22 protein-coding genes are annotated in these 25,857 nt (G+C 62.3%); 10 read left to right on the top strand and 12 right to left on the bottom strand.

Translation table 11 applies throughout. From position 1 onward, the window contains the following. Positions 1-317: 317 nt before the first annotated feature. Complete coding sequence (locus Thiosp_RS24935) at positions 318-722, bottom strand: hypothetical protein (protein ID WP_242518618.1); 405 nt, start codon at positions 720-722, stop codon at positions 318-320. Positions 723-998: 276 nt separating this feature from the next. Between Thiosp_RS24935 and rsgA the strand changes: the two genes are divergently transcribed. Both rsgA and Thiosp_RS09980 read left to right on the top strand, forming a co-directional pair. Next, positions 999-2,045, top strand: a complete 1,047-nt coding sequence (gene rsgA, locus Thiosp_RS09985; RefSeq protein ID WP_201067071.1) for a ribosome small subunit-dependent GTPase A — start codon at positions 999-1,001, stop codon at positions 2,043-2,045. Positions 2,046-2,417: 372 nt separating this feature from the next. Further along, the gene (locus Thiosp_RS09980) at positions 2,418-2,666 is read left to right on the top strand and encodes a UPF0175 family protein (protein ID WP_201067070.1); all 249 of its coding nucleotides are present in this window, start codon (positions 2,418-2,420) and stop codon (positions 2,664-2,666) included. Positions 2,667-2,669: 3 nt separating this feature from the next. On the opposite strand, the gene Thiosp_RS09975 is transcribed toward Thiosp_RS09980, so the two are convergent. Further along, the gene (locus tag Thiosp_RS09975; protein WP_242518616.1) at positions 2,670-6,467 is read right to left on the bottom strand and encodes a conjugal transfer protein TraG N-terminal domain-containing protein; all 3,798 of its coding nucleotides are present in this window, start codon (positions 6,465-6,467) and stop codon (positions 2,670-2,672) included. Positions 6,468-6,471: 4 nt separating this feature from the next. Next, complete coding sequence (locus Thiosp_RS09970) at positions 6,472-7,797, bottom strand: conjugal transfer protein TraH (RefSeq protein ID WP_242518612.1); 1,326 nt, start codon at positions 7,795-7,797, stop codon at positions 6,472-6,474. Positions 7,798-7,957: 160 nt separating this feature from the next. Here Thiosp_RS09970 and Thiosp_RS09965 point away from each other — a divergent pair, with 160 nt between their 5' ends. From Thiosp_RS09965 to Thiosp_RS09950, 4 genes are all read left to right on the top strand, one after another. Then, entirely contained in the window at positions 7,958-8,524 is a 567-nt protein-coding gene (locus Thiosp_RS09965) for a hypothetical protein (protein ID WP_323697023.1), read from the top strand. A 93-nt stretch (positions 8,525-8,617) separates the two neighbouring features. Beyond that, positions 8,618-10,075 (top strand): DDE-type integrase/transposase/recombinase, encoded by a 1,458-nt coding sequence (locus Thiosp_RS09960; protein ID WP_323696457.1) that lies wholly within the window; start codon positions 8,618-8,620, stop codon positions 10,073-10,075. Then, complete coding sequence (locus Thiosp_RS09955; RefSeq protein WP_323696456.1) at positions 10,072-10,923, top strand: ExeA family protein; 852 nt, start codon at positions 10,072-10,074, stop codon at positions 10,921-10,923. The genes Thiosp_RS09960 and Thiosp_RS09955 overlap by 4 nt, the downstream gene beginning before the upstream one ends. Beyond that, the gene (locus Thiosp_RS09950; RefSeq protein WP_323696455.1) at positions 10,923-11,732 is read left to right on the top strand and encodes a DNA-primase RepB domain-containing protein; all 810 of its coding nucleotides are present in this window, start codon (positions 10,923-10,925) and stop codon (positions 11,730-11,732) included. Before Thiosp_RS09955 ends, Thiosp_RS09950 begins: the two co-directional genes overlap by 1 nt. A 235-nt stretch (positions 11,733-11,967) precedes the next feature. Here Thiosp_RS09950 and traF read toward each other — a convergent pair whose 3' ends face one another. From traF to Thiosp_RS09930, 4 genes are all read right to left on the bottom strand, one after another. Further along, entirely contained in the window at positions 11,968-13,026 is a 1,059-nt protein-coding gene (gene traF, locus Thiosp_RS09945) for a conjugal transfer protein TraF (protein ID WP_201067544.1), read from the bottom strand. Positions 13,027-13,409: 383 nt separating this feature from the next. Next, on the bottom strand, positions 13,410-14,339 hold the full coding sequence (locus tag Thiosp_RS09940) for an alpha/beta fold hydrolase (protein WP_323697022.1): 930 nt from the start codon (positions 14,337-14,339) through the stop codon (positions 13,410-13,412). 144 nt (positions 14,340-14,483) lie between these two features. Next, the gene (locus tag Thiosp_RS09935; RefSeq protein ID WP_201067548.1) at positions 14,484-14,915 is read right to left on the bottom strand and encodes a lipocalin family protein; all 432 of its coding nucleotides are present in this window, start codon (positions 14,913-14,915) and stop codon (positions 14,484-14,486) included. Between the two features lie 713 nt (positions 14,916-15,628). Then, positions 15,629-17,173: an HDOD domain-containing protein gene (locus tag Thiosp_RS09930; protein ID WP_323697021.1), complete on the bottom strand. Its 1,545-nt coding sequence runs from the start codon at positions 17,171-17,173 to the stop codon at positions 15,629-15,631. 643 nt (positions 17,174-17,816) lie between these two features. On the opposite strand from Thiosp_RS09930, the gene Thiosp_RS09925 reads away from it, so the two are divergent. Then, positions 17,817-18,086: a hypothetical protein gene (locus Thiosp_RS09925; RefSeq protein WP_323697020.1), complete on the top strand. Its 270-nt coding sequence runs from the start codon at positions 17,817-17,819 to the stop codon at positions 18,084-18,086. A gap of 718 nt (positions 18,087-18,804) precedes the next feature. Here Thiosp_RS09925 and Thiosp_RS09920 read toward each other — a convergent pair. Both Thiosp_RS09920 and Thiosp_RS09915 read right to left on the bottom strand, forming a co-directional pair. After that, positions 18,805-20,175, bottom strand: a complete 1,371-nt coding sequence (locus Thiosp_RS09920) for an IS4 family transposase (protein WP_323696488.1) — start codon at positions 20,173-20,175, stop codon at positions 18,805-18,807. Further along, a complete protein-coding gene (locus Thiosp_RS09915; protein WP_323696489.1) occupies positions 20,172-21,053 on the bottom strand; it encodes a DUF4338 domain-containing protein in 882 nt (293 codons plus the stop codon). The genes Thiosp_RS09920 and Thiosp_RS09915 overlap by 4 nt, the downstream gene beginning before the upstream one ends. Positions 21,054-21,684: 631 nt before the next feature. Here Thiosp_RS09915 and Thiosp_RS09910 point away from each other — a divergent pair. The 3 genes from Thiosp_RS09910 to Thiosp_RS09900 all read left to right on the top strand — a co-directional run bounded on the left by Thiosp_RS09910 (position 21,685) and on the right by Thiosp_RS09900 (position 23,340). Next, positions 21,685-22,320 carry a tyrosine-type recombinase/integrase gene (locus Thiosp_RS09910; RefSeq protein ID WP_201064047.1) on the top strand — a complete coding sequence of 212 codons (636 nt, stop codon included), beginning with the start codon at positions 21,685-21,687 and terminating at the stop codon, positions 22,318-22,320. Positions 22,321-22,469: 149 nt separating this feature from the next. Then, positions 22,470-22,877 (top strand): UPF0175 family protein, encoded by a 408-nt coding sequence (locus Thiosp_RS09905; RefSeq protein WP_201064045.1) that lies wholly within the window; start codon positions 22,470-22,472, stop codon positions 22,875-22,877. Then, positions 22,861-23,340 carry a DUF3368 domain-containing protein gene (locus Thiosp_RS09900; RefSeq protein ID WP_201064043.1) on the top strand — a complete coding sequence of 160 codons (480 nt, stop codon included), beginning with the start codon at positions 22,861-22,863 and terminating at the stop codon, positions 23,338-23,340. Before Thiosp_RS09905 ends, Thiosp_RS09900 begins: the two co-directional genes overlap by 17 nt. Before the next feature lie 179 nt (positions 23,341-23,519). Here the strand turns inward: Thiosp_RS09900 and Thiosp_RS09895 are convergent, their stop codons facing one another. The 3 genes from Thiosp_RS09895 to Thiosp_RS09885 all read right to left on the bottom strand — a co-directional run bounded on the left by Thiosp_RS09895 (position 23,520) and on the right by Thiosp_RS09885 (position 25,834). Beyond that, complete coding sequence (locus tag Thiosp_RS09895; protein WP_201064041.1) at positions 23,520-23,981, bottom strand: transposase; 462 nt, start codon at positions 23,979-23,981, stop codon at positions 23,520-23,522. Between the two features lie 82 nt (positions 23,982-24,063). Beyond that, positions 24,064-24,459 carry a transposase zinc-binding domain-containing protein gene (locus Thiosp_RS09890; protein WP_201064038.1) on the bottom strand — a complete coding sequence of 132 codons (396 nt, stop codon included), beginning with the start codon at positions 24,457-24,459 and terminating at the stop codon, positions 24,064-24,066. Positions 24,460-24,607: 148 nt separating this feature from the next. Continuing rightward, entirely contained in the window at positions 24,608-25,834 is a 1,227-nt protein-coding gene (locus Thiosp_RS09885; protein ID WP_201064036.1) for an MliC family protein, read from the bottom strand. Positions 25,835-25,857: the final 23 nt, after the last annotated feature.

Raw genomic sequence — 25,857 nt, 5'->3', positions numbered from 1 at the left:
TGGGGCTTAAAACTGGCGAGGGATGACCTCATGGCCTAACAGTATATACCACACTTATAGTCGAATGTTACACGTGGAACATTCCCACCCAGGGCTAGCCAGGACGCACTAGGATACTTGGCCTCGCGCCGGTCAAATGGATTGGGGCGATTCGAGCCATATCCTGACCTCACACGCTAGAATGACAATATTGCTCCGATGATGACGGGTGAACGGCGAAAGGACCGCCAAGCCTGCCGTCGCGCGGTTTTTCTGATGTCCGCTGGTGCCGAGGTTTCGGCGATGGAGCGGAGGCTGCCTCCGTTTGGTTGGCCTCCTTACTTGGCGTATGGCGCGACCGGCCTGGGATTCCGGCTCGCTGAAATCTCGGTTGGAATCACAGCGCTTTGACTTGGACGAAAATCCGTTTCGGTGCCTTGTCGAAATACTTGAACAAGGCCGGACAGAGCCAGCCTTCCATGTCGAGGGTGTCGCTGCGGTACCAGTTGCCGTCGTATTCCTTGCGCTGCCAGATCAGCTCGAGCTGATAGCCCGGAAAAGGGCGCGGCCGAGAAATACAAATGGAACCCTAGCTCGGCATCGGGTAGATCGGCCACCATCCGGTCGATCATGTCATCCATGCCGGAAACAAAGGGCTCCTTGACAAGATCAGCCTCCGGATCGTCGAAGACCCAGGCGCCGTTGTCGCGGTAGGGGTGAATGACCATGAGGGCATTGGGCATCGGTGGCTCCTGCGAATGAGTGGATGGGTGTAGGGGCGCGTTGAGTCCTTGCATCAACCTCGCTTGACCCGGCAGCTGCTGCCGGCGAAGCTGAGGTCGTTTTTGGACGACAGGCGGAAGCGGATATCGGGATGGTTCTTCACGCGACACGCGATCAGGCACACCGACCATGACAACACCACCGCCCAATGTTCCCGCAACGGTCGAGATGTCAGACTCCATCGAGCGCATGGGACTTTACCACCCGCCTGAGCACGGGCTAATCGCCTGCCTGCGATGACAACAGCCAATTCCCCGCTTCACGCACTCGCAGCCCTCGGCTGGGAGCCCTTTTTCGCGCAGCAGCTCAGCCTGGAGGCGCTATCCAACACTCCGCCGGTGCGTGTCGTGGCCGTGCATCGCAGCGGTCTGGAGGTGGTTGGTCCCGACATCGATGCGCTCATCCCACCGCGCGCCGACGCCACCGTGGGCGACTGGCTGCTGCTGGATCGCGCCCGAGCGCACGCCAGCCAGCTCCTGTCGCGCAAGAGCCTGATCAAACGCCGCGCGCCGGGAACCAACCGGCAAGAACAGCTGATCGCGGCGAACATCGACACGGTGTTCATCGTCAGCTCCTGCAATCAGGATTTCAACCTGGCGCGCCTGGAGCGCTATGTCGCGCTGGTCTTCGAGGCTGGCATCACCCCGGTCATCGTGCTGACCAAGGCTGATCTGGCGGTGGATGCCGATTCTTGGATGGCCGCCGCCGGCGCTGTCTCCGCGCGCGTGCCGGTCGTGGCGCTGGACGCGCGGGGGGATGAACCGCGCCAGGTGCTATCGCCCTGGTGCCAACCCGGGCGGACGGTCGCCTTTCTGGGCTCCTCGGGGGTCGGCAAGTCCACCCTGACCAACGCCCTGGCCGGCACTGAGTCCATCGCGACCCAGGCCATCCGCGAGGACGATGCCAAGGGGCGCCATACCACCACGGGGCGCGCGCTCTATCGCATTCCCGGTGGCTGCCTGGTGCTCGACACGCCGGGCATGCGCGAATTGCAGCTGACCGACGCCGCCTGCGGCATCGCCGAGACCTTCGAGGATATCGAAGCCCTGGCCGCGCACTGCCGCTTTGCCGACTGCGAGCATGAGGCCGAGCCCGGCTGCGCCGTGCGCGAGGCCATCGACGGGGGCGACCTCGACCCTGCGCGCCTGCGGCGCTGGCGCAAGCTGATCGCGGAGGACCGCTTCAACTCCGCCAGTCTCGCCGAGCGCCGGTCACAGGACCGCGCCTTCGGCAAGATGGTGAAACAAACCATGAAGGACAGGAAGGCATGGCGGCGATCCTGATCAGCATCGAGCATCCGCCGATGCTGCCGAGGGAAAACGCAGCCGCAGCGACCGCGCCGGGCGCTCTCTCATGCCACCAAGCTCATGCCACCAAGCCTTCGGCGACGAGCGTTTCTGCCGCTTTATCGCCCGTTGGGCGCGTTTGGCCTTGATTTCGGCACGGCGCTGGCGATTGCTTTTCATCGGATCTTTCCTTCCCCGTATCCTTGGCACCGATGGTTGCGCACGCCATCGGTCGGCTGTTTGGGTTTCTCTGAGTCCCCCTGTGTCATGGCGATGTTGCACAAAATTGTCTCTGGTGGTCAAACAGGCGTGGATCGCGCGGCCTTGGATGTCAAGGTGATACCCTTATCGAACCGATTGGAGGTCGCCATGCACAACACACTCACGATTGAACTGCCAGTCGCGGGCCTGCCAACCGCTGCCGAGTTACCGGCCAATTTTGCCGAGGAAGCGCGTTTCCCGCTCGCCACCAAACTGTTTGCACAGGGCCGGATTTCCTCGGGAAAGGCCGGCCGCCTCTGCGGCATCGGGCGGGTTGAATTCCTGCTCGCCGCCAGTCGCTCCGGCGTGCCGGTGGTCGATCTGCGCGACGATGAGCTGGCCGACGAGTTCTCCTGATGCTCACCGACCGCGCGCTGCACTCATGCTTGATCGGTCGCCCGTGTCCACAGAAGCCCCATGTGAGTCATGGGGGCGACGCGCCGCTCCCAAGTTCTGTAGGACCGACGTCCAGCCCACCTGCGCCCGATTCCCCGCCTGTCCCTCGTAATGGCTAAGATTGGTCGCGTCTTTAGGTAACCCGGCCCAGATGGTCGCCAAGCGACTGGCAAAGGCGTCATCCGACAACTGGCCGGACTGCCAGGCGGACAGGCCCGCATCGCCGGCCAGGACCAGCGCCATGCGATCCTGCAGGGCCGGGCTGAAGCGTTCCTGACCGCTCAGGCCCATCCGCTCGATCAGGCCGCCCAGGGTGTCATCGAGCATCTGATAGCGCCCAACCGGCGAGCCGCCGCGCTCGGCGACCAACTGCTGCTGCACCTGCTGGACCTGTTCCAAGGTCATATCCGTGAGGCGCAGTTGCTGCTGGCCAGCATCGCCGAAGAGCGCGTTGTAGTTGCCACGCGATTCCGGCTCGGCGATCAGATCCAGCACCGCGCCAGCGGAACCGCCGGAGACGCTTGGATTGATCAGACCAGCCGGCGCAGTCCCTGGCAGCAAGCGGGGCGCTAGCGACTCAGTTTTTTTTTGAGCCTCGGCGGCATCGGCTTCCGCGCGGTTGTAGGCCATCACCTCGGTTAGCTTGCTGTTGTCGAGACTATTGGCGGCCTGGCTCAACTGATTTGCAATGGCCGGTCCCAGATCCGGACCATGCTCTTCCACCAGCCGCTCGCGCAGGACCTGCTGTTCTGGTCCATCAAAGCGCAGCGCTTGCCCCAAAGCTGAGTTGCCCAGCAACCCGTTGTCCACCTGGTCGCGGTAAAACGCCTCCTGGGTGGCGGTCAGGGCATTGTCGGGCAAGCTTTGCAGCTGATAGGACGCCAGCCCATCAATGGCGTTGCCATACTGCTCGCGCGCTTGTGCGACAGCACCGGACCAGCCTTCGCCGTTTTGCAGGCCGCCGAGCAACCCATTGAAGGCCGCCACCGCCCGGTCGCCCTGAATGATGCCGCGCTGGAGCAGATGACCAATGCCGCCGGCGAGCTGATCCGTGGTGGCTTCCGCCGGGGAACGATGGCTGTTGGCCTCGGTGAGAATCTGGCGTTCCCAGTAATCGGAGCGCTGCTCGGCCAACATGGCCTCGCGCCGGGCCTGTGACTGGCTCAGCTGTCCCTGGGCGTTCTGATGAAAGCGATTGACGGCCTCCCCGCCGCCAAGCGCCGCATTGCCGAGGAAGTTCTCGGCCAGTCGCCCGTCGAGTCCGGCCACCTGCGCACGCGGGTCATGCAGTCCCGCGCCGAGCACCTGATCATGGGTACCGCCAAAGCCGCCGGCCGCCCCATGCAGTCTGGCGCCCATGGCTGGATTCGCCCCGGTACCACCCGGACCTTGGAAGGCATCGCCCAGAATCGAGAAAGCCGTCTCGCGTGCCTGCAAGCGCTCCTCGCCGCTCAACGCCCGGTCTGGTTTGGCATAGCCGGCCAGCAAGTGCATGGCCGCCGCCGCGCGCGCTTGCTCGGGATTGGCGAAGACGCCCATGGCGCTATACCAGTCGCTGACCCGCTGGTGATCGCCGGTCAGACCCAGGCGGTCGATAGCGCTGTACGCTTGACCGGCGAGCGCCGGGTTGCCGGCCAGGCGTTGCCCGACTTCGGCCGCGCCATAACTGCCCGAGGCCGCCGCGGATTGCGACAACCGCTCGGCCCGCTGATGCGAACGGCTGTCCTGCACCACATCGGCCGCGCTCTGCTGCAACTGGGCGCTGTCCTGGGTACTGAGTCCCTGCGTGAAGACGCTGCGCAGACCCTGCTGGGCATCGGCGCTGACGGACGAGGCCAGGCTGGATTGGAAGCCGGTGTCGCTGGTCACGCGCGTGGCAATGTCATCGGCGACCCGCTCGGCCAGTTGGTCGCTGACCTGGTATTGATCGCGCAATTGCCCTGACAACTCCCCGGCAATGGCGGAGCCTGAGCGCCCACCGCCGCCCAGTCCAACACCACTGGCCAGCAGCCCCGTCATCTGGTTAGACGACAGGCCGGTCTGGGCATACTGCTGCGACAAACTGCTGCCGGTGCTATGGAGCGTCTTGTCGGTCTCGCTGGCACTGGCCGCATAGTCAAAGCCCAAGGCGCGCTGCGAGAAGGACTCGCGATTGTGCGCCGCTGACATTGAGGCTGTTTGCCCCAGGCTGGACAGGAACTGCCGAGAGGATTGCTGCAACGCTTGTTCGGTGATGGCTGACTCGCGGCTGGCCTGGGTGCCCAGATCGAAACGCGGCAAAATGGACTCGGCCCCGGTCGCGAGCGTTCCGGCATAGGGGGTGTTTTGATACCCCGAGCTGATCGCCAGCGCCGGTGCTGTTGAGCTGACACTGGGCGAGAGCCCTTTTTCATCGATATGGTCACTTCCCCGGAGCCGCCCGGCCAGATGGGTGGCTGTGATGGCGCTGCCATAGATCAGCATGAGCGCAATGGCTGGCGTCGCCGCCGCCAGCATCCCGCCGGTGGCCAGCCAGTCCTGCAGAATCAAATCGAGCTGCATCAGCCCATAGAAGGAAAAGGGCTCCAACTGGGCCACGTTCGACAACGCATCCAGATCCCGTCCGGCGGCCATCATCAGGTAGAGATTGGTCACCGCCAGGACCGGCAGCCAGAGTTGGGTCCAGAGCGCGAACAGCAGCCATTTGCCGGTCAGGCTAATGCCCATCGGACCGAGCGCAACGGCAAAGCCCATCAAGGGCGCGACCGCGTAGATGAAGCCCTCGAAGAAGGTCATCATCGGGCGCACGATGTTCATGAACAGCGCCTGCTCCGCCGCCCACTGGGCATTGCGTTGTGCGATGGCCTGCTGCACCGAGGTGGCCGCCGCCCATTGCAGGCGGTTCTCGTGCGTCAGCACAATGCCTTTCTCCAGCCAGCCCAAGGCCGCGGACATCAGCACATAATCCTGCGCATCGCGACCAGCACCAGCCAGAGCATCGACGGCGTTTTGCAGTTTGGCCTCGACATCGGCGGTGCTCGCGACGCCGAAGCGCGCTTGCAGGGTGTCTTTTACGGCAGGCAGGAAAGACGCTGGCAGAAAACTGCTGATTCTCGACCAGGCCTGATCGCAGCGCAGCGTCTGAGGCACACCGCCCTCGTAATACAGGGTGGTGAAGGCGACGTTGCTGCTCGCCAGCGCGGTGGTCACATCCGGCGCGGTCAGAATGTCATCCAGGGTGCGGCGCTGGGTATCGACATCCGCCAGCACGCAGTCGGCGACATAGTTGACCAGTGAGCCTTCGACATCGGTGCCGGACACCGGGGCATTGGCCGCGCCCAGGGAAGCGCGGGACAGCGTGGCCTTGCGGACGCCAGCCAGCGTCTGCAACGCATCGGCAAAGCCCTGACCGGTCATGGACGGCGTGGAGAACGCCTGCTCCATCAGCCGGGTCACGCCATAGCCGACATTGGACATGGCCGCGCCGACAGCAGCGGGTCCAATGGGGACATTATCAACCACCCGGACCGAGCCGGTGTAGGCATCTTCCACTGTGACGGATACGGATGTGCCAAAGGCCAGCAGATAGATCAGCATGGCGATGAACAGACGTCCGAAATAGAGGGTATTGTTCACCAGCCCCTGGAACATGCCGAGGATGATGCCGACCACCAAACCGACCGCGACCAGTTGGCGAAAATCGCCTGTTCCGGTCATGGCGGCGACGGCATTGAGGATTTGGGTCAGAAAGGCGGCATCGCCAATGGAGTAGATCTCGAACATCGACTCAGCCCTCCGGGGTCAGGCGGCCGCCGCCGGCTTGTTCAACACTCCAGTAGGGTGTCGATTTGGCCGCTTGCAGCAGGTCCATGTAGTAGGCGAGTTGTTCCTGCGCGGTGCCGTATTGGGCGCTGACCACCTCGTATTCGGCTCTGAGGTCCGCTCGAGACTCGGTGATCTGTTCTCTGAGCAGACCGGCATAGGCGTTGTCCGCGACCACCGTCGCCAAGCTGACCGCGCGGGCCATGTCATGCAGCAGCTCCTGCACCAACTCGATGGCGATCACCGGCGCGGCCCGCTCGGCGAAGAGCACTGCCGTGCCTTCATCGATGCGCGCCAGATTGGCCACGGCACCGCCCAGGCCATTGGGGGCGACCTGCATGAAGGCTTTCTCGTCGGCGGTGAAGTCGCTGGTGCCGAAGCGGAACTTGGCGATGAGTCCGGGTGAACTCGCATCCCCGATCAGCAGGGTGCGGACCCGTTCGATCATGCCGGTGAGGGTCAGCGCTTGGACGGTGGGTGAGAGACAGTCATCGGCATCGCGACTGGGGGCGCAGCGATAGACCTGGACTTCGCGGTTGTCCGTGGTGCCGTGCAGCAGATCGCGCAGCGACAAGACGGCTGGCAGCGGGGTGACGCGGTTGTTACTGCCCTGCCCGTCCGGACTCGGTTCCGGTGGTCCGACGATGACGCTGCCGGTGACCGACATCAGGCTTTCGAGCAGGCTGTCATCCCCGGCATCGAACCAGCCGCTGACGGCGCCGTCTTTCAAGGCCCGCCAGACCAGGTTGCCCTGGAGTTCCTCGCGGGCATAATCCGGGTCGCTGTTCTGCACCTGGGTGATGGGGTCCTCGCCAGTCACCGTGGACCAGGTCTCGAAGACATCGCCCAATCCTCTAACCAACGAGGCTTCGGAGTGCTTGATCTTCTGTTTGGTGTCGAAGGCATCGACCACATCGTTGACCACGCCCTGCCCCAGCTGACAGGAATTGGCAAACAGGCTATTGAGCGCCTGGATCTTCTTCTGCAACGAGTCCATGACCTGCCCGCAGTTCTGGCACATAGAGTCCAACGCCAGCTTGAAGGCATAGCTGCCGGCATTGGCGGCAATGGCGCGAAACAGCTCGGTCAGCTGCTCGCGGGAGATATAGCTGAAGCCACCGGCGACCAGATCGATACCGCCGCAGCCGGCCTCGAAGCTCGGCGGGATGATATGCACGGGATTGACCGTCATCACCCGGTTGCGGGCATAGACCGAGCCGCCGGAGAGCACGCCCCGGCGCTGGCCCATGTGGGCGGTGGGATCAGTCACGTTGACCAGGCTGTCAAACATGGCATCCAGCTCGGTGAGCCTGAGCAGACTATTTGCGGGAATCGGCCGCGATTCTGAGCAAATTCAGTGAGGGAAAACAAAAAACCCCCTCAAACAACTTGACGCAAGTTGCCCGAGAGGGCTGTCTCCGAATTTCGCCAAAAACCAGGAGACAGTCCCAGTGTGTCACGCCTTTCTTGCCGACACGAACTTTTACCACCTGCTCACCCGGATCGACGAGTCGATTGCCGAGGAAGTCCGCGCGGGCGGCTGTGACTGCGGTGGTGCGTTGCACAGCGCCCGTTATCCGCGTAAGCCCCGAGGTGTGCGTGGCGTCTTGGATGAGAGCTACCAGAGCCGTCTGAGTTTCTGCTGCGCCGCGGACGGGTGCCGGCGGCGCAGCACCCCGCCTTCCGTTCGGTTTCTGGGCCGCAAGGTCTATCTCGGGGTCATCGTCGTGCTGATTTCCGCCCTGCATTGCGGGCTGAGCGCATCGCGTCGCCAGCGCTTGATCAAGACGCTCGGTGTCACCGTCCAAACCCTGCGGCGGTGGCAGCACTGGTGGCGTGAGCAGTTTGTGCAAACCCGCTGCTTTCGATCCTTGGCTGGTCTGTTGATGCCGCCGATCGCCACCGAGCACCTGCCAGGATCCCTGCTGGAAAAATTGAGCGCAAAAGCGTTGTCCGAGCGCGTCGTGCAACTGCTGATATTGATCGCCCCGAGCACGACAGCGACAGGCTCGCTGTAGGGCAACGCCAACCCGCAGAAGACCTCATCGCGCCGCTGGGCGGCGCCTTCTAGACTCCCGGTGATGTGTGAAACAACTGGGAGGTGAAGACGAATGTCCGATGACAACGGCCTCGGTGATCCCGATGGTTGGGCGCGGTTGCGCTTTGCCATTATTGGTCCTTTATTGGCTGATCCTGCGCCGGCGAACGCGCTGGGCGCGCGGCTGAAGGCGCTAGCGGCCAAGTCATGGCGCCATCCGGTGACTGGGCGGGCGGTCAGTTTTAGCTTTGGCACCTTGGAGCGTTGGTATTACCTCGCACGCGATGCCCAAGACCCGGTGACCGCACTGCGCCCGCGCCGGCGCAGCGATGCCGGGGAGCAGCGCGCGCTGAGCCCGCGCCTGATGGAGGCCGTACAGGCGCAATACCGCGACTACCCCGGTTGGACGGTGCAGCTGCATTACGACAACCTCGCCGCCTTGTGCGCGGGCGATGAAACCCTGGGGCCGCTGCCCTCCTATGCCACCGTGCGCCGCTTCATGAAGCGCGCGGGCCTGCACCGCCGGCGTGTCCCGGCGCGCAAGACACCCGGGGCCGAGCAGGCCGCGCGGCGCCTGGAGGCCTGCGAGGTGCGCAGCTATGAAGCCCAGTATGTCCATGCCTTGTGGCATCTGGACTTTCATCATGGCTCGCGCAACGTCCTCACCCGGGGTGGCGTCTGGGTCAAGCCCCTGCTGCTGGCGGTCATCGACGATCACTCGCGCCTGATCTGCCATCTGCAGTGGTACCTCGATGAGACCACCGAGACCTTGGTGCATGGTCTGGGACAGGCGTTGCACAAGCGCGGGCTGCCGCGCGCCCTGATGAGCGATAACGGCGCGGCAATGCAGGCCGAGGAATTCACCGCCGGATTGCATGCGCTGGGCATCCTCCACGAGCCGACCCTGCCGTACAGCCCGTATCAGAACGCCAAGCAGGAGCGCTTCTGGGCCACGCTGGAAGGCCGCCTGATGGCGATGCTTAAGGGGCTGGAGGAGCTGAGCCTGCAGCGGCTCAACACCCTCACTCAGGCGTGGGTGGAGCAGGAGTACCACCGCAAGGTCCACAGTGAGACCGCCGCCACGCCGCTTGCGCGTCTTCTCGATGCGCCCAACGTGGGGCGCCCCTGTCCGGACAGCGAGCAGGTCCGCGCCGCTTTTCGTTGTCGCGTCCAACGCCGTCAGCGCCGCAGCGATGGGACGCTCAGCCTGGCGGGCAAGCGCTTCGAGGTGCCGGCGCGCTTGCGTCACCTTGAGCAACTGCATATCGCTTATGCCCGCTGGGATCTGAGTGCTGTGGACGTGGTTGATCCCCACTCGGGCGCCATCCTCTGCCGCCTCTATCCCCTCGATAAAGCCGCCAATGCCTCCGGGCAGCGTCGGCGCCTTGAGCCCGCCGGCGCACCGCCACCGCCATCACAACGCGCCACGACGCTGCCACCGTTGCTGCGCGACTTGCTCGCCGAGTATGCCGCCACCGGTCTGCCGCCGGCCTATCTGCCAAAACACGATGACCTGGAATCCAGTCGATGAACAAGACCCTGCTGGCCCTCTATGGACTGAAGTTCAATCCGTTCTCCCCGGAGCTGCCGACGGCGGCACTGCATCGCAGCGCGCCGGTGGAGCAGTTTTGCTGGCGCATCGAGCAGAGCCTGATCCGCGAAGGCGGTTTTGCGCTCATTCAAGGTGATCCGGGTACCGGCAAGAGTGCGGTACTGCGCCTGCTCGATGAGCGTCTGCGCCAGCTGCCCGATATCAGCGTTGGGGCGCTCACGCATCCCAGCTCGAAGGTGGCGGACTTCTACCGCGAGATGGGCGATCTGTTCGCCGTTGACCTCAAGCCCCATAACCGCTGGGGTGGCTTCAAGATCCTGCGCGAGCGCTGGCTGGCGCATCTGGAGACGACGCTGTTGCGCCCGGTGTTGCTCATCGACGAGGCGCAGGAGATGCATCCGACGGTGCTCAATGAGCTGCGTCTGCTGACCTCCATGCAGTTCGATTCGCGCACGTTGTTGAGCGTGATCCTGGCCGGCGATGGCCGCCTGGCGACCAAGCTGCGCCGTGAGGAGTTGCTGCCGCTGGGCAGTCGTATCCGTACGCGCCTGAGTATGGAGTATGCCAGTCGCGAGGCGCTGGTCGCCTGCCTGGAGCATTTACAACACAGTGCCGGCAATGCGAGTCTGATGAGCGCAGGGCTGATGAAGACGCTCGCTGAGCATGCGTTGGGCAATTATCGCGTGCTCACGACCATGGCGGCAGAATTGCTGGCGCAGGCTGCTCGGCTCGAACGCGCGCAGCTCGATGAACAACTCTACCTTGAGGTGTTTGGTTCAGCGGCGGGCAACGCCCGCCAACGCCCGAGTGCCAGGGCGGGCGCCTGATGAGCCGCTTGAGCGCTGAGCGCCCGCACCAGGCCATGACAGCGGCAAGACACACCGCCGTGATGCTTGAGGCATGGCACGACGCTGGCATCGTGCGTGCCGATTTGGCGGTGCGCACCGCCAAGGCGACGATGCTGTGGTTCCATGATCGCTCTTTGGATCAGCTTCCGTTGGGGCTGGCCAGAGCGCGCAATGTCCAACAGGCCGATATTTATATCCGTCCAGCCCGCGGCTATCCCTGGCCAATGGTGTTTCTCGATGATGTCGCACGGCCGATGGCGCAGCGCATCGCTCGGCACTATGCGGCCCTGGTGGTGCAGACTTCGACGCTCGGGGGCTGCCACCTGTGGCTACGGCTGACCCGCGCGCTCGATGAGGCGCAGCGCTGTGATGTGCAGCGTTGGCTGATCCCGCGCGTTGGCGCCGATCCGGGCTCGGTCTCCGGTGAGCACCTCGGTCGGCTCGCCGGGATGAAGAATGCCAAGCGTGGCGGGGAGTGGGTCAATGTCCTTCGGCGACCAAGCCCGCAGGAGCGCGTCTGGGATCCAACTCCGGCCTTGCCAACGATGGCTCCGGCTCCGCCGCCAGTCGTCAACTGCGCTCCACGGGCGCGCTTATCCACCGGGGATCCGTCCGAATCCGCCCGCGAATGGGGCTGGGTCTGCGGCGCTCTTGAGGCGGGCCTTGCACCGACCACGGTCTACCAGCGCTTGCTCGAGCGCGCGTCCCCGCGTCGCGGAGCCGATGCCGAGCGCTATGCCCGCTACACCCTCGCTCGCGCCATTCGCCAGAGCGCTAGAGGCAACTGAACCCGCTGCGTCTCTCCCCCCTCAGGGGGGGAGCGTGGTTCACGATTCCGGCTTCCCGCTGTCGGCCAGTAACGGCCCCCGTGATCCCACACGCATTCCATGTCCTTCAAATGGCTTGGAAATGGGTCCCGCAATTATCGTGATTACGCTCACTCGGCCGATAGATCGGCCTGCGCCATGCCGGGCAACCCGGTGCAGAGGGTGAGGGATAAACCAAGGACGGGCGCAACGCGCATTAGTGACCTCCGAGGCGATGAGTCGTGGGGGATGGAAGCAGGGGTTCAGTGACCGGGGGGTTGGGAGCCGTGGGGCGCTGGCCGCGCAGGTGATCAAGCAGCCGTTCGGGGTCTTCGGCCAGGGCGGGATTGCTTAACGCACCCGCGTCCAAACGCAGCGCGGTCACCCGCGCGCGGCTGCGTTCAAGCCACTGCGGATCGATCCAGCCGGCATCGGCGGCGGTCTGGACGATGCGCTGCTGCAATTCGGCCAGCGATAGCACGCCCTGGGACAAAGGCTTGATCCCGTCCGGCGGACGGACCAGGAACAGCGCCGGGGTGGAGACCACGCCAAGCGCGCGGGCTTGACCACTATCGGTGCGGAAGTTGGGGAAGAACCCGCTTGGCAAGGGTCGGCCATCGAGGGCGATGGCCTGCACGTCGAAGCCGTAGCGGTTGGTCAGCAGCTCAAGCAGCGGGGCCTGGGCTTCGCAGTATGGACAATCGGAGCGGTACAGGAACCAAAGGCCGGCGACCTGGGCGGTCTTGGTCAGTGCTTGGTCGCGTTGGTTCGCGGCTTCGCGGTTGACCAGGTTGGCGGCGAAGGTCGCGAGTGGCCGACGGGTGGTCTCGTCGAGGAAAGGATCGGACCAGACCGCGCGCTGGCTTGCCTCGGCGAAGCGCTCGGCTTTGTCGATAGCCAGGCGTTGCAGGTAGAGATAGAGGGAGACGTTCTGCTGCGAGGGGTCGTCGATGGCAACATCGCGATAGCGCTCCAGGTTCGCGCGCAGCCAGGCGGCGGAGAGGGGCGCGGGGCCGGCGGGGTTGGTTGGCGTCTGGGGCGTGAGCGGTTGCTCGGCGACCTTGTCGGTTTCTGTTGGTGGGGGCGGATCAGGTGGCGGTTCGAGTTCCTCCTCGGGTTCAGGCTCGGGTTCGGGCGGTTGTTCGGCATACCAGAACCAGCCCTCGGCGCCACGCTCGTAGAAGCGCGGCGAGGTGGGCTCAGTCTGGGCATGGACGGTGCTGCCAAGGACGAGGGCGCCTGACAGCATGAGCAGGGGGATCGGGATGGTGTTCATGCCACCATCCTGATCGCTGCGAGTTGTCAGAGCGACCCGGAAACCTCAGGCGGATGGGCGTCTTTCGCGCTGCCAGGACAGGGCGCGTGAAGAATGGTTGGACAGGGCGCTTGCGCGTTCTCAGCGTTGCGATCTGCTCACAGGCGATAAGATCTGAACGCGGTCACCGACTTGAATCAGGCCCGCAGCGCGAACGCGGAAACAGTGACCGGACTGCGATAACTGGTGCCAGGCGATGTGCCGCATGGCCTCAGCTTCGGAGGTGAGGAACTTGCCGTCAACTTTCTTGAAGGCATGGACACGCTCGATCGGTGCTACGATTGAGGTACCGCAAGAGGTTTGGGAAGCGGCTTCGGTCTTAGACTGCTACTTCGTGTCTTGTTTCAGCTATTTGCCTTATGCCTAAGCCAGTCGACGGCGTATCGGCGGTCTGCCTCGGCTGTGTCGGACAGCCAGAAGCAGAAGTGGGTGCCATCCTGGATCCATCGCAGCTCGGAGCCGGCGATGTGGCGGTGGGCATGTTCCGCGTGAGAGGGAAAAACGTCATTGTCCGCCGTGCCATGAATAATCAAGGTCGGGGCGATTATCCGCTCCAGAGGCAGCGCGGCGATTGCTCCTAATTGCGCATTGTCATTCCGCGCCCCAGGGACTCGCTTGGCAGCGTGATCTCCAAATGAATGCACCATGGCCATGAAGTACGCTTGCTTGAGGGGATCGGCCTCAATGTGCGCCACACGCTCGGCGACCTGAGCCCGGTCTAGCTTGCCTTCCTGGGCGATGAGGCCCTTGATGGTAGCCCCGGTCAGATAGTCGGCCATGATCGCGGTCAGCTTAAAACCGAAGGTGGAAACGAAGAGCTTCATCTCCAGGTCACTCACCGGCGGCTCATATTTGCTCGCCACGCAGTCGACGGCAACCAAGGCCGACACTTTCCGCGGGTGGCGCGCGGCAAGTTCATAAATGGCCCCACCAGCCGCGGAGACACCAACCACGGCGCAGCGCTCAATGCCGAGATAATCAAGCAGTGCCGCGAGGGCGTCAGCCTGCTCAGTCAATGTCGTGCCCGTTTTCAGCGGCGTTTCCAGATAACCCGGTCGGGACGGACCAATGACCCGAAAGCCATTCACCCGAAAGGTTTCACCCAGAATCAAGCCTTGGTCATAACCGCCAGGGCCACCGTGGACGCACAGGAGCGGCGGTCCGTCACCGACGTCGGCGAACTGCATCGGTCCCATGGGCAACTCAGCAGTACTTGCAGGTGCTGATAGACAGGCCGTGACTTGTTCTGGGGTGGATAGCGTGAAGTCTGACAAGTGGACCTCCAAAGATGCCGAGCTTCGAACTGTAGGCCAAGTTTAGCGCGTCGGCCCAGGAGTGGAAATTTGGCACATCCTAGCGAGACTTTGCCTCAGACCGGCAAGACGAGGACAACCGATCACAAGCCAGCCATTGCTGTTTTATTCCAGCATCTGTTGCTGGGTCCTTCTGACGCGCGCGGCGTCATAGCCTTGCTCCGCGGCAATCGCGATGGCTCGATCATAATCCTCAGGGGAAATGCAAGGCGCACGGGCAATGAGCCAAAGCCGCCTTCGGCTTGGGGTACCCATGAGCAGCCATCGGTATTGCGGGTCGAGGCCAATGACCCACAGATCGCCCCGAATCAGCTTAAAGAACCGCAGGATGAGCTTTGCCCCGCTCGCGTCGGCAGGATAAACCAGGCCATGCACCTCATTGCGGCGCATTCGCGCTTTCGCGTTGTAGGCGACTGTTTGGACGGCGATGCGCCCATCGGGGCGTTTGGCATAGGTTGCAGTCACATTGACGCTACACTGTCCTGGACCGTCGGCTTCGAGATTGGGCAACCTGGCCACTTCAAACCAGGTCCCCATCAGCCCATCAAGGTCAATCTTCGCAACGGTATCCGGCAACTCACGACGCTTAACGGAACGTGTCGGAAGCAAGTTGTACAAGGCGCGACGAGCTTTGTTCATCATACCCTGGTAAGTGGGGTCTGATGAGTCCCAAAAAACTGGCGATCTGGTTCGCCAGTCATTGAACTCGTTTGACCTCTGGTGGCGTCCGCTTGACCCATCAGAGTCATGCTGACTAGACAAGATCAGTGACGTAATCCGGCCATGAACAGACCTTGCCCCTTCGGCTCCCACCGGCAGCGATGAAAGCCTAATCACCCACTATCCGCAGAAATGCGGCACTACTACTAACACAGTTCGATGATAAGCAGGAAACGCACCTCCTTATCAAAATTGGCCGACAACTCGGCAGCGTTTGGGAAGCCCGCGACCGGCAGGTCAATCCTTAGTGTGTTCGGTGTTGCGACCTCCAATCGGGTCTAAAAGGACATCACCTTCAGATTGCACTGACAGACTTCGACATGACGTCGCACCGACCATCGTTACCTCAGAGAACAGGATCAACTCGGGTCTATTACGCTCGGGTCATCCGCTGTTCAAGCGCGGAGTGACATGCACTCGCGCACGAACAGGATGCCATCGCGTTGGCTCTGTTCTGCGCCAATCAGCCGGAACACATTAGGAGTCTTTGAAAAGTTTCGTCCTGCAGTGCCTTCGCGATACGGGAAGCCTCAACGCACTCCAAGCAAGCGCAGACCGAGAGTCAGTTGCTGGATGAACTGCCGAAAGCTGGCTTCGTCCGATGATTCGATGGGGCGATGCGAGTTAGCACGATCGGCATACAGAAAGCCAATGCATTTGTCGCCGAACAAGACGGGATGGATCACAAAATCTTCTTTGGCGACGAATTGAGCAAAAGGGCCGCGAACCAGTTTGCGCTCATCGGGCGGCGAGTCCTTGCGCACCCAGAACGCCTTGCGCTGCCCGATCACAGCGGCCAGCAAGGGGTTGACCTCGGGTCGCAGACTGAAGCAAAAGCTTGCCTGCAGACGCTCCTCAATTTCCGTGAGTACAAACTTGGCGGCAACCGCATCCTGCTTTCCGGTTAGGAGGGCAAAGACGGTCCGGTCCATGCCAATGCCGCGATGAACGCCCTCGACTGCGGTATGGACTAGGCGGTTCAGATCCGGCTTTCCGTTAAGGAGCTCCGCCATACGCCCGAGCATCTGCAGTTGCAGCAACGGGTCAGGGCGCAGGAATCGGCCGTCAGTCCCTTCCGTCTCCGCAGCATCGGTGTTAGCACTACCTGCGGTTCCCCTGCCATCGCGGGCAGCGGACTCAGCCTGTTTGCTCTTGGCTATCCCCTGCGCGGTTTGCGGAATTAGTGGGGCGACTTTGGTTGCGCCGAACTGGGCTGCCATTTCGCGTGCGACCTCGGAACTCTCGTGTACTTTCTCGCGAATGTCGCTGAGCTTGAGTCCGATTTTGCGCGCGACTCGCGACAGCAACTCATTGGCTTCCTTCGACTCCCAGCCGCGGCGCATGGCTACTTCGGCGATGCGCCGACCCGCGGCTATGCGCTCGCCGGCCTGGCTTGGGTCGGGCGCCAGTGCTTCTTGCAGAACCTGACCGAGCGACCAGTGCTTAGCCAGGCGGCGCGAGAGTTGGGTCATATCACAGCCAAAGACGCGCTTCTCCATGCGCGCGATTTGAACCGCTTCGTTGGGATCAAAATCGGCTTTTTCAGCCAGGTAGTCCTCGACTCTCGGGTCCGGGCTGGAAAGCACCGCGAGAACGCCGATCCTGTAGAGAAGACCGGCCACGAAGATCTCCGCGGATTCCTTGTCCTGCGCCAAACGGGCAAGGGTCTGGGATTGTGTGGCGGTATGAAACGCCAGCGCCATTTCCTCAAGCAGGGCATCGCGGCTCTGTCCACGAATCACCTGCTCGATGACGCTGAGTGATACTGCAAGATCCCGCACCGCATCGAAGCCGAGCAGCACAACACCGCGGTCGACGGTCTGTATATTGCCGTGGCTGCTCGGAAACAGCGGACTGTTGGCCAGCTTGACAAGCCGGGCAGCCATGGCGGCATCCTTGGTGATGGCGCTGGCCAGCTTGTAGGCGCTGGCTTCCGGGTCGCCGGCTATCCGCGTGACTTCACTGACCGTGCGCGCGAACGCCGGCAGCTCGGTGTCGGTGAGGAAATTCGTCCAGGCGTTAAGCGTTGCCGGAAGTGCGCGCCCGGAACTGCTCGAGCGATCTAATGGTGCCATGCTCAAAAAGCGATTTTCTCGATGCGGGCCTATTGTTTTGGCTGTTTCTTGCCGCGACTGAGCTGGATGTATGATCCCGAAAGCCCTCCTGTCTCGATCAGGAAGCACCCATGTCATTCCCCATAAGTCCTTCGTGTCCGACCGCTCAGAGGGTTACCAAGCTGCTGCGCTGGGCGTGAAATCATGGTGGGCCGTGCTGAAACAGCCACTTGGACCGCGTCGCAACCATGGCCGCAGGACTTATAGGGAATGGTATGGGAAGCGCCTGGGAGGCCTTGACCAACTCCAGCAGGTCTTGCTGCCAAGTAAGAGTGTCTGACGAGTGCATCAATCCGCAATAATACTGCGAAAAATGGATAAACAAAAGGTTGGAAAATGCTTTGTGCTGTCCGGATAGAGGTCTCTAAGTAGTGCCTGACCGAAGAGTGATTTTCACAAGGAAAGACAATGCGTTAGAATACGCGCTCATTGGTGAAGTTTGATGGTTTTCCTGCTCCTCCCACTAGGAAAGGTCCTGGCAAGACCCAAGCGCAGAGAGGTAAGCTATTGATCGATTAAGAAAATCTGACCTGACTTTGAATCAGTCAAGCCTCACCACCGGTTTTCTTCCACCAAACTTCGTTCATAGCAGCTTCTCCCATGCGTGACATCCTCACGTGCCCAGATGCAGCTTGGCGAATGTGACATCGCCGCGATTGAGTTCGACTGCTTCTCCCGCGACGATATCCCGCGCTTGCTCCGGGGCTTGCAGCACATCTACACCAACGACGCTCTGCGCAATGAGGTCTTCGCCATCCTCGCCGATGTGCTGCCGGTGCGCGCCGACGGCGAGGAGTGCGTCAGCGACCTGACCGGGCTCCGGGCATGTCGCAATGGCGCATTCTGGTCCTTGGGACCTTGCGCCTGGGTCTGAATGCCGACTGCGACCGGGTGCAAGCGCTGGCCAACCAGCACCGCCTGGTGCTCCAGATGCGCCGTCACAGCGACTGGGCCAATGATCATCGCTACAGCCTGCAAACCCTCAAAGACAAACTGCGCATGGTCCCGAGTGGCTGGTTCGCACGCGGGTGCAATAGGCCTTGGTGGCCTCGGCAACCAGAGTTACGACTTTCGCAGCGTCGGCCACGGGTTTCATTGCCGCTGCAGTCGTCTGCGGAGCTGATGTCAGCTCTGGGTCGGCAACCGTCCCTTGAGGCAAGAGACAGCGCTCTGGATTTTTCCAGATTACCGGCGCCTACTACGCAGGGCGCTTACCGGCCAGCACAGGACATTGACCAGGAAGAGCGCCGGTGCCAGGATTCGACCTGACGCCCGAGGCAGAGCAACCTTTGTGGCCGCCGTTTGTTGCCGAACCCAGGCAAGGGTCCAACTGATCCTTGTCGCTCGGCAGATACCTCGCGTTTCGCGGGATAACACGCCTTCCGTGGTGTTATCAGAAAACCGTAGAATCACTTGTTTATGCGCAAAAGAAAGTAGGAGCCAAACATCATGTTGCAGTGGATGAAAAGCCTATTTAAACCACCGAAACCTGTTGGGCCACCGAAGGTCATTCAGACTTTTGATGGATCGGAAAATACAATTTCACAGGAAGCGGTTGCTTCAAGTGAAGGGGGGTGGCTAATCGCATACCATTACCCATAACTATCCCTGACGCTGCGGTAAGCCTCCAGCGCCATGACAAAATCGGGGATGCGCTGCAACCCAATCCAGAGCGTCTTCGGTCCCGGGAACCCATCGGATTTGCGGTTGAGAAAGCCGCCCAGGGAGGCGACCATGCGCACCATGGTATCGAGCGAGGGCGGCTGCTCGGGTGGCGCTTGTTTCTGGGTGACCAGATAGACCGCCTTCCATTCCTCCTCGGCAAAGACCGCATCGCAAGGCAACTCCGGGCACTCGCGCCCGAGCATGGTCAGGTACAGCACCCGCCACGCGATGATCATGTACAAAGCGAGCGCCGGCTCCAGGCGCTCGCGCGTCTCGAGCTGCAGCTCCTCGATGCGGCAGCCACTTTTTAAGATCCGGAAAAAAATTTCCACTTGCCACCTGCAAAGATACCAGGAGAGCGTCTCGATGGCCTCTTGGGCGCTCTGCACCGCCAGATTGGTCAGCAACAGCCAGTTGAGTGGCTCCTCGCCGGCGGGCGGATTGACCTCGGTGGCCAGCAAAGCCGTGACCGTGACATCGGGCAAGGTGCGATCCGGGCGCCAGGGTGCCTTCAGGGTCACGCGCACCACCTTGATCTCCTGCGTGACCTGGCGTGCTTTGGCCCCCTTGGTGGCGGGACGCTCGAAGGTGATCTCGGTGAGCACCGGGGCGGCGTCCAGGGCCTCATTGAGCTTTCTGCCATCGGCCAAGCAGCGGTCGCGATGCTGCACCCGTACCAGCCAATCGGCGCTGTTCTCGGGGATGGGCGCTTCAACAAACAGGTCGTAGATGTCGCCCTCGCGATCGGCAACATAGGTCAAGCGCGTGTCGCTCAGTTCCTCGGCCAGCGCATTGACGCGCGCGTAGCCATCGACCCAGCGCACGCTTTCTTTCTCCTCCAGTGGGCGGCGCGAGTCTTTGTCCTGGCCCAGGCTACCGGGCTCGCGCACAAAAGTGTGCAAATCCAGCAGCCCCAGCGCGAGGCGCTCGGGCGTGACCGCCAAGGTGGGATGGATGTACATCCCATAGCGGCTCTCAAAGTTCAGTGGCCCAAGACCGACAATGCCTTTTTTGGTTGTATAGTCCAGCTCGCTGGTATCTTGGATACACAGCACCCGCGGATGCTCGCGCAGACGTTCTTCGGTACAAGCAAAATGGGGTGCGAGGATCTGCTCGGCGGTGACCGTGGGATGATCGAAAAAGCGATAGGCGGCCCGGGTCTCATACCAACCGTTGCAAGCCCCGGGAATACTTTGTGTCGGCTTGGCGCCGAGGGTTTCAAGCACCTGTTGGGCGCGATGATTCAGGCGCTTGTCGCCCAGAGAGATGTCCTGCAGTTCAGAGGCCAGCGCGATCATGCCACCACCCCCAGGGCGGCGCGGAAGTCCGCCGCCAGCGGGTAGACATAGATCGCCTTGCGCGGCAGCGCGGCCCGATGGGTGCGGTCGCACTTGCCGCGCCCGGTGGTTTCGCCCAAGTCGTGCCAGTTGGCGGCACGGTAACAGGTCCCGGCAAAGCGTGGGGTCTCGACAAAGGTCTCCAGCAGCACCAGACGCTCGCCATAGCGGGCGGGAAAGTCGACACTGACTTGCCGCGCGGCCAAGGACAGCACCTTGGAGGCGAGGTGTTTGACCTGCACCCAGGGCAGGATGAGGAAGCGGGCGTTGTTGAGCACCCGTCCCAGGTGTGCTTGGCGCTGCGCGGGCGTCCAGCCAATCCAGCGGTCGCGGGCAGCGACTTTCCAGGCCGCCGCGCCAAAGCCGATGGCGCCGAGCAGACCGCCATCCCACTGGATCAGGTAGCGCAGCTGCGCACCAGGCAGGGGACTGTAGCCGAGGTAGTGGTAGCGCTCGATCAGGCCGTTCCATAATTGCGAGGCCCTTCGATCATCAACGCGCGCCAGGCGCAAGCCGCTGAGCGCGCGCAGCGGGACGGACACTGGGATCGGTTCGGGCCGGGACTCGGGGCGCGGGACGAAGCGCCGCCCATTGCCATTGCCGCAGGTCGGTGGCGGCAGCACAATGAGCCCGGCACGATGCAACCGCAGCAGTCCCACCCGGGCACTCATGAGCTTGGGGCGGCCTTGGATATCGGTCCACTCCAGCGCGCGGCACACCCGCCGAGCGATCTCCGCGCGCAGCGGCGGCTGCGCCAGCGCGATCTCCTGGCGAATGCGCGCTAAGTCGGTCTCGTTGAAAGGGCGCCCACATAAACGGCTTGGAATCGCTTGGTCCATGGTCTCCCGTCCCCTTGCTGAAGATGAAAGGGCATCTCAGCAGAACTCGGGAGCTGTGTCCAGCCCCGGACGACGCTGGGGCGGGGAGATATGGGTAATGGTATGGGCTAATCGATGTTGAGGAAAATCAAACTATTAGATTGTTTGAAATAGAGATCGCAAATATTGATGAATGCATTTTAACTTATCGAGCGAATTTGAAATCAGAAAATGTTCAGGGTCGAAGTTTCCTTGAGATGTGGTGCCGAATACCTGGGCGTGGAGAGTTCTTTTCTAAAGGATTTCAGAATGCCTTGAAGGGGACGAACGATTGGGCGTCATATGAGGTTCCGTTCTATCTGAAATCCGGGCAAACACCTGATCTCGTCAAGCTCAATCTTACAGTGGAGGGCTCCGGCAAAATATGGCTAAAGAATGTGGAACTATCCTACACCCCCATCAAGTGACTTGTATCGTGCAATTATTGCATAACAAGGCAAATGCACTCGGACGTCAAAAAGCGCCGCTCCTTCGTCGCTCTGCTTTTTGCTGCCGGTGATTTGCGGCGTTAGTCCGCTGTGGGTCGATAAGCGCACTCAGCCAGGAAAGTGACGATACTGCTGTTTCCTCAACTCCCAGGAGGGAACAGACGATGTCGACAACGAATAATGAAAGCACGCATCCTACTGGCCACGTGCCTTGGAACAAAGGCAAACTGATCGGTCAAAAACCGCCACTGAAGCTTCAGGAAATCTGGGCGATCCGCATTCGCCTGCAGTTGGCCAAGCGGTTGCGCGACCTTGGCTTATTCGACTTGGCCATTGACAGCAAGCTGCGCGGGTGCGACCTAGTCAGCCTGCGCGTTCAAGATATCGCGCATGGAAACCAAATCCTGCCGCGCGCCAGTGTTATCCAACAAAAGACCTGCCGGCCAGTGCGGTTCGAGTTGACCGAGCAGACTCGCGAGGCAGTGCGCGCCTGGATCGACGCGAAGCACCTTGCTGCCGGGAGCTTCTTGTTCCCGAGTCGAAGCCGTAAATCCCAACATCTCTCGACACGCCAGTATGCTCGGATTGTGCAACGCTGGGTTGCGCTCATCGGACTCGAACCCGCCTACTACGGCACCCATTCCTTGCGCCGAACCAAGGCGACGCTGATCTATCGCCGCACTAAGAACCTCCGCGCCGTTCAGCTCTTGCTTGGGCACACGAAGTTGGAAAGCACGGTTCGCTATCTTGGCATTGAGGTCGACGATGCTCTGGAGATCGCTGAGCATATCGAAGCCTGAGCGTCTCGGCCGGGGGCATTGACCGCTCTCCGGCCGAGCAGGTGGGCGGAGTTACCGGTCTGGTGTCGCCCTTTTCTCGGGCGCTTTCCGGCCAGAACCGGATATTGGGGTATTACTGCCCGGGGTCTATCGCTTCGGGGACAGCAGACATGCGCCAGAACCAGCGATTACATCAACTGTTCCAGGAGGTGCTTGCGCCTCTGGCTTCGCCCGGTCAATTCGGCGAAAATGAGGGATACGCCTGCGCACCCCACCTGCGCACCCAAGAGCACTGGGCCATGAGCAACACCTTGTCCGTCGATTACCCAGAAACCTTCCCCGATGCGCTGCATATGTCCCGAGCGGAGTTTGAGCGTGAGGCAAGCCTGGCCATGGCCGCCAAGTTGTTCGAGATCGGCCGGCTCAGCTCAGGGCAGGCCGCCGGCCTAGTCGGAATGGGGCGGGTGGCGTTTCTCGCTGAGCTTGGCCGCCTCGGGGTATCCACCATCCAGGTGGGCGCTGACGAGTTGGAGGGGGACCTCGCTGCTGCCGAGGCCGCCAGTGATTATCCTCAATAGCAGTCCGGTCATTCACCTGACCGTTGCCTTGGGCGGGCTCGATGCCCTACCGGCGCTCTACGGCCGGGTCTTGGTGCCGGAGCCTGTGCTCCGGGAGTTGGAGGCCGGCGCCCAGCTGGACGACACCGCCCGGCGGCTTCAAATGGTACCCGATATCGAGGTGTACGCTCTGGCGAACGGGATTTCGCCGCTTCTCGTTGGCGAGTTGGATCTCGGCGAGGCGGCGGTGATTCAACTCGCCCTGGATCTTCCGGGCGCCACCGTGGTGCTGGACGATCTCAAGGCGAGGCGGGTTGCCCGCCGTAGCTCCATCCCGATGACGGGTTCCCTCGGCGTGCTTCTCCACGCTAAACGGCGCGGCAAGCTGGACTCGGTGGCCCAGGGTGTCGAGCGTATCCGCCGTCATGGAGGTTGGCTCGCCAACGACGTCGTCGAGCGCGTACTGGTCCTGGCTGGGGAGTGACCCAGCGTGTCGCGGTCCTTACTTCGTTGCACGTGTGGCAGAAGGAAACACCAGACAGTATTGTCTGGTGATGCCTCGACAGCGGACGTGCACGTCTCCAATGCAGCTGACCGCAATGGGTCGGCAACCGTACCTTGAGGCAAGATGCGGCGCTCGCGATTCTTCCGGATTAGGAGCGCCTACTTGGCAGGGCGCTTTCCGGCCAGGAAGAGACTTCGCGCCTTCGGCTGCCAACGGCAGCAATAGTCGGCACACCGGACATTGAGAGGCCGAGCACACTGCGGCAGGACCCGCTTCAGACCGGCGCGATCGTGCGCACCGACTCGAACCGCCGCATCCAGCGAGAAGCCGCTGTTCTCCCAGGCGAGCATTTCGCGGACGTCATCACGCTTGATCAGCCCGCTGCGGGCAAACCAGCGCAGTACCCGGATGCGCACCTGCTCGGCGATGGCGGCGAGGGCCTCCGGTGTCAGCTCAGCGGCGGGGAGAAAGCGCACGGATTGCGGGATATCTCCGGCCTCCTCGACCGGCTCGAAGACCCCGTCGATGACGCAGCAGTGGTAATGGACGTGGCGGTTGAGGGAGGCACCGAAGCGGTGGATGAAGCTCACCGCCCCAAAGCGGGGCCTGTGAGCTGGCATCGCTGCTCCGGCGCAGATGGGCCTCGATAACGCGCAGCAGGATATGCAGCACCGCGCTGATCGCCCGCGGCTCGCGCTCCAGTTACCAGCGCAGCCGTTTGGGCACCGAGAGGACCCACTGGCGCACCGGCAGCGGCGGGAAGACATGATCGACCAGATGCGCCGCGGTCTCCGCCATGCGCCGGGCGTTGCACGACGGACACATCGCGCGACCCTTACACGAGAAGTCAACTAGGAAGTCGTGCCTGCAGTCCGGACATCTGGCACGGGCGAAACCGTAGGCGAGGATGCCGCATTCCAGATAACGGCGGAACTCCCGTTCCACGTAGGCCGGCAGGCGCAGCGCGTCCCAGTCGTCTTCACCCGCGAGTGCGAGATAGGTCTCCAGGTGCTGCTGGACGACTCGGTAGAGGGCGGTTTGCTCGGGATGGCGGCGGCAGTATGGGACAGGTCCGCATCCCGGTGACGCGACGGCCATGTCAGTATCCGAGTGGCAGCGAGATCATTGGCTGTTTTTATACACAGCATAGCCGGTCATGAAGCGTGCGTTAATGCCTGAGACAGGAGGCTCGCGAGAGCCGGGCAGCGGTTGCAGGCAATGCCGGCGATCACGCCTTAGCAGCTCATCACGATCCGGAACACGACCGTAAGAACTCCGCAATCCGGTCGCTGGAGGTCGTAACTGGCAAGCTGATTCCGGGCCCTTGACCGCTGCTCAACGAGACGAGATCGCCACTCTCGAGGACCGACCACAGCGGATGCCGAGGTCCAACGGAGACCAGAATCCCAGGATAGGTCGCGCGTCCTTTCGAGACCTGCCCCTTGAGGCGTATCTCGAGGTCAGCGGTCGCGATCACCAGCTCAGCGGCCTGCCCTTCGGCTTTCTCATCCACGTCCACGTCCAGCAACGCGATGGCGTCGATCAGTGCCTCTGGCCCACCTGGCGCGCAGGTCGCCTGAAAGGCCAACGCGTCAGTCTCGGGAACCCCGAAGCTCAGACTAGTCACGGCAACCCCGGATTTGGTTTTACGATGTTCGTTGAGCATCCAGCGCGGCTGGTCGGAAGCTGCTTCGCCAGTGCCAACAGGACTGCCGTCAGGGATTGGGTCTCCTTCCGTTTCGCCTGCGGACTGATCACGACGCCAGGGACAAGCCCGATCGAACTCCGCGAATGCAGCCTCAAACCCGTTGAGGCCAATGGACGTCTCGGCACCCGCAAAACTGACGTGCAAGGTGGAACCGGCATTGAGCGCGGCAATCATCGGATCATCTGGGCCAATGCGGATTTGCGGGAATTGGCCGACCTGTCCCGCATAAGTCGTCTCGGCCGTATGCTCGAAAACCTGATTACCAACCTCGAGTGCCAACGCAGCATCTAACGCACCGTCTGTATCAACGGCCGCCCAAAGAATACTCAGGCGCGCAGGCTTGCCCTGGCCGCGGCACTCAAGCACCGCGCCAACGTCGTCCCCGCAATCCATGCAGTCGAGCAATGCAATGAAGTCACTATGCAGTTCGAGCGACCAACGCCGGCCAGGGTCGCGCTCCACCGCCGCATCATTCGCTTCAGCAGCGCTGCACCTGTCCAGGATCTCGCTATCACTGCCATCGTCGGCGTAGCCGAAAACGAGACCCTCGTTGCCCTTGTTCCACCAGCCCCAGGGCACGTCAGTGCCTCCGAACTTGGCGCCGCTGCCAGACCGCAACCGCCTGAGCGCGAACGTTTGGCCACGATACTCCACCCACATGCTGTCTTCTTCAGGGTCATAGGCGCTGATAAGCACGAGACCACTGTCGCAGACATACTGATACTGGTCGAGACTGGTCGGCCAATCGTAAGTGCCGTCCTGCAAGTCCGGTTGAGTCGTTTCGACAG

Origin of the sequence: Thiorhodovibrio litoralis, from assembly GCF_033954455.1 — a bacterium.
Lineage (GTDB): Bacteria > Pseudomonadota > Gammaproteobacteria > Chromatiales > Chromatiaceae > Thiorhodovibrio > Thiorhodovibrio litoralis.
This window is presented reverse-complemented; position numbering and strand designations above follow the sequence as displayed.

Bases quoted from the DNA above. Each gene is read 5' to 3' on its own strand.
- Thiosp_RS24935 (WP_242518618.1), bottom strand. From the start codon at position 722: ATGCCCAATGCCCTCATGGTCATTCACCCCTACCGCGACAACGGCGCC.
- rsgA (WP_201067071.1), top strand. From the start codon at position 999: ATGACAACAGCCAATTCCCCGCTTCACGCACTCGCAGCCCTCGGCTGG.
- Thiosp_RS09980 (WP_201067070.1), top strand. From the start codon at position 2,418: ATGCACAACACACTCACGATTGAACTGCCAGTCGCGGGCCTGCCAACC.
- Thiosp_RS09975 (WP_242518616.1), bottom strand. From the start codon at position 6,467: ATGTTCGAGATCTACTCCATTGGCGATGCCGCCTTTCTGACCCAAATC.
- Thiosp_RS09970 (WP_242518612.1), bottom strand. From the start codon at position 7,797: ATGTTTGACAGCCTGGTCAACGTGACTGATCCCACCGCCCACATGGGC.
- Thiosp_RS09960 (WP_323696457.1), top strand. From the start codon at position 8,618: ATGTCCGATGACAACGGCCTCGGTGATCCCGATGGTTGGGCGCGGTTG.
- Thiosp_RS09955 (WP_323696456.1), top strand. From the start codon at position 10,072: ATGAACAAGACCCTGCTGGCCCTCTATGGACTGAAGTTCAATCCGTTC.
- Thiosp_RS09950 (WP_323696455.1), top strand. From the start codon at position 10,923: ATGAGCCGCTTGAGCGCTGAGCGCCCGCACCAGGCCATGACAGCGGCA.
- traF (WP_201067544.1), bottom strand. From the start codon at position 13,026: ATGAACACCATCCCGATCCCCCTGCTCATGCTGTCAGGCGCCCTCGTC.
- Thiosp_RS09935 (WP_201067548.1), bottom strand. From the start codon at position 14,915: ATGGGGACCTGGTTTGAAGTGGCCAGGTTGCCCAATCTCGAAGCCGAC.
- Thiosp_RS09930 (WP_323697021.1), bottom strand. From the start codon at position 17,173: ATGGCACCATTAGATCGCTCGAGCAGTTCCGGGCGCGCACTTCCGGCA.
- Thiosp_RS09920 (WP_323696488.1), bottom strand. From the start codon at position 20,175: ATGATCGCGCTGGCCTCTGAACTGCAGGACATCTCTCTGGGCGACAAG.
- Thiosp_RS09915 (WP_323696489.1), bottom strand. From the start codon at position 21,053: ATGGACCAAGCGATTCCAAGCCGTTTATGTGGGCGCCCTTTCAACGAG.
- Thiosp_RS09910 (WP_201064047.1), top strand. From the start codon at position 21,685: ATGTCGACAACGAATAATGAAAGCACGCATCCTACTGGCCACGTGCCT.
- Thiosp_RS09905 (WP_201064045.1), top strand. From the start codon at position 22,470: ATGCGCCAGAACCAGCGATTACATCAACTGTTCCAGGAGGTGCTTGCG.
- Thiosp_RS09895 (WP_201064041.1), bottom strand. From the start codon at position 23,981: ATGCCAGCTCACAGGCCCCGCTTTGGGGCGGTGAGCTTCATCCACCGC.
- Thiosp_RS09890 (WP_201064038.1), bottom strand. From the start codon at position 24,459: ATGGCCGTCGCGTCACCGGGATGCGGACCTGTCCCATACTGCCGCCGC.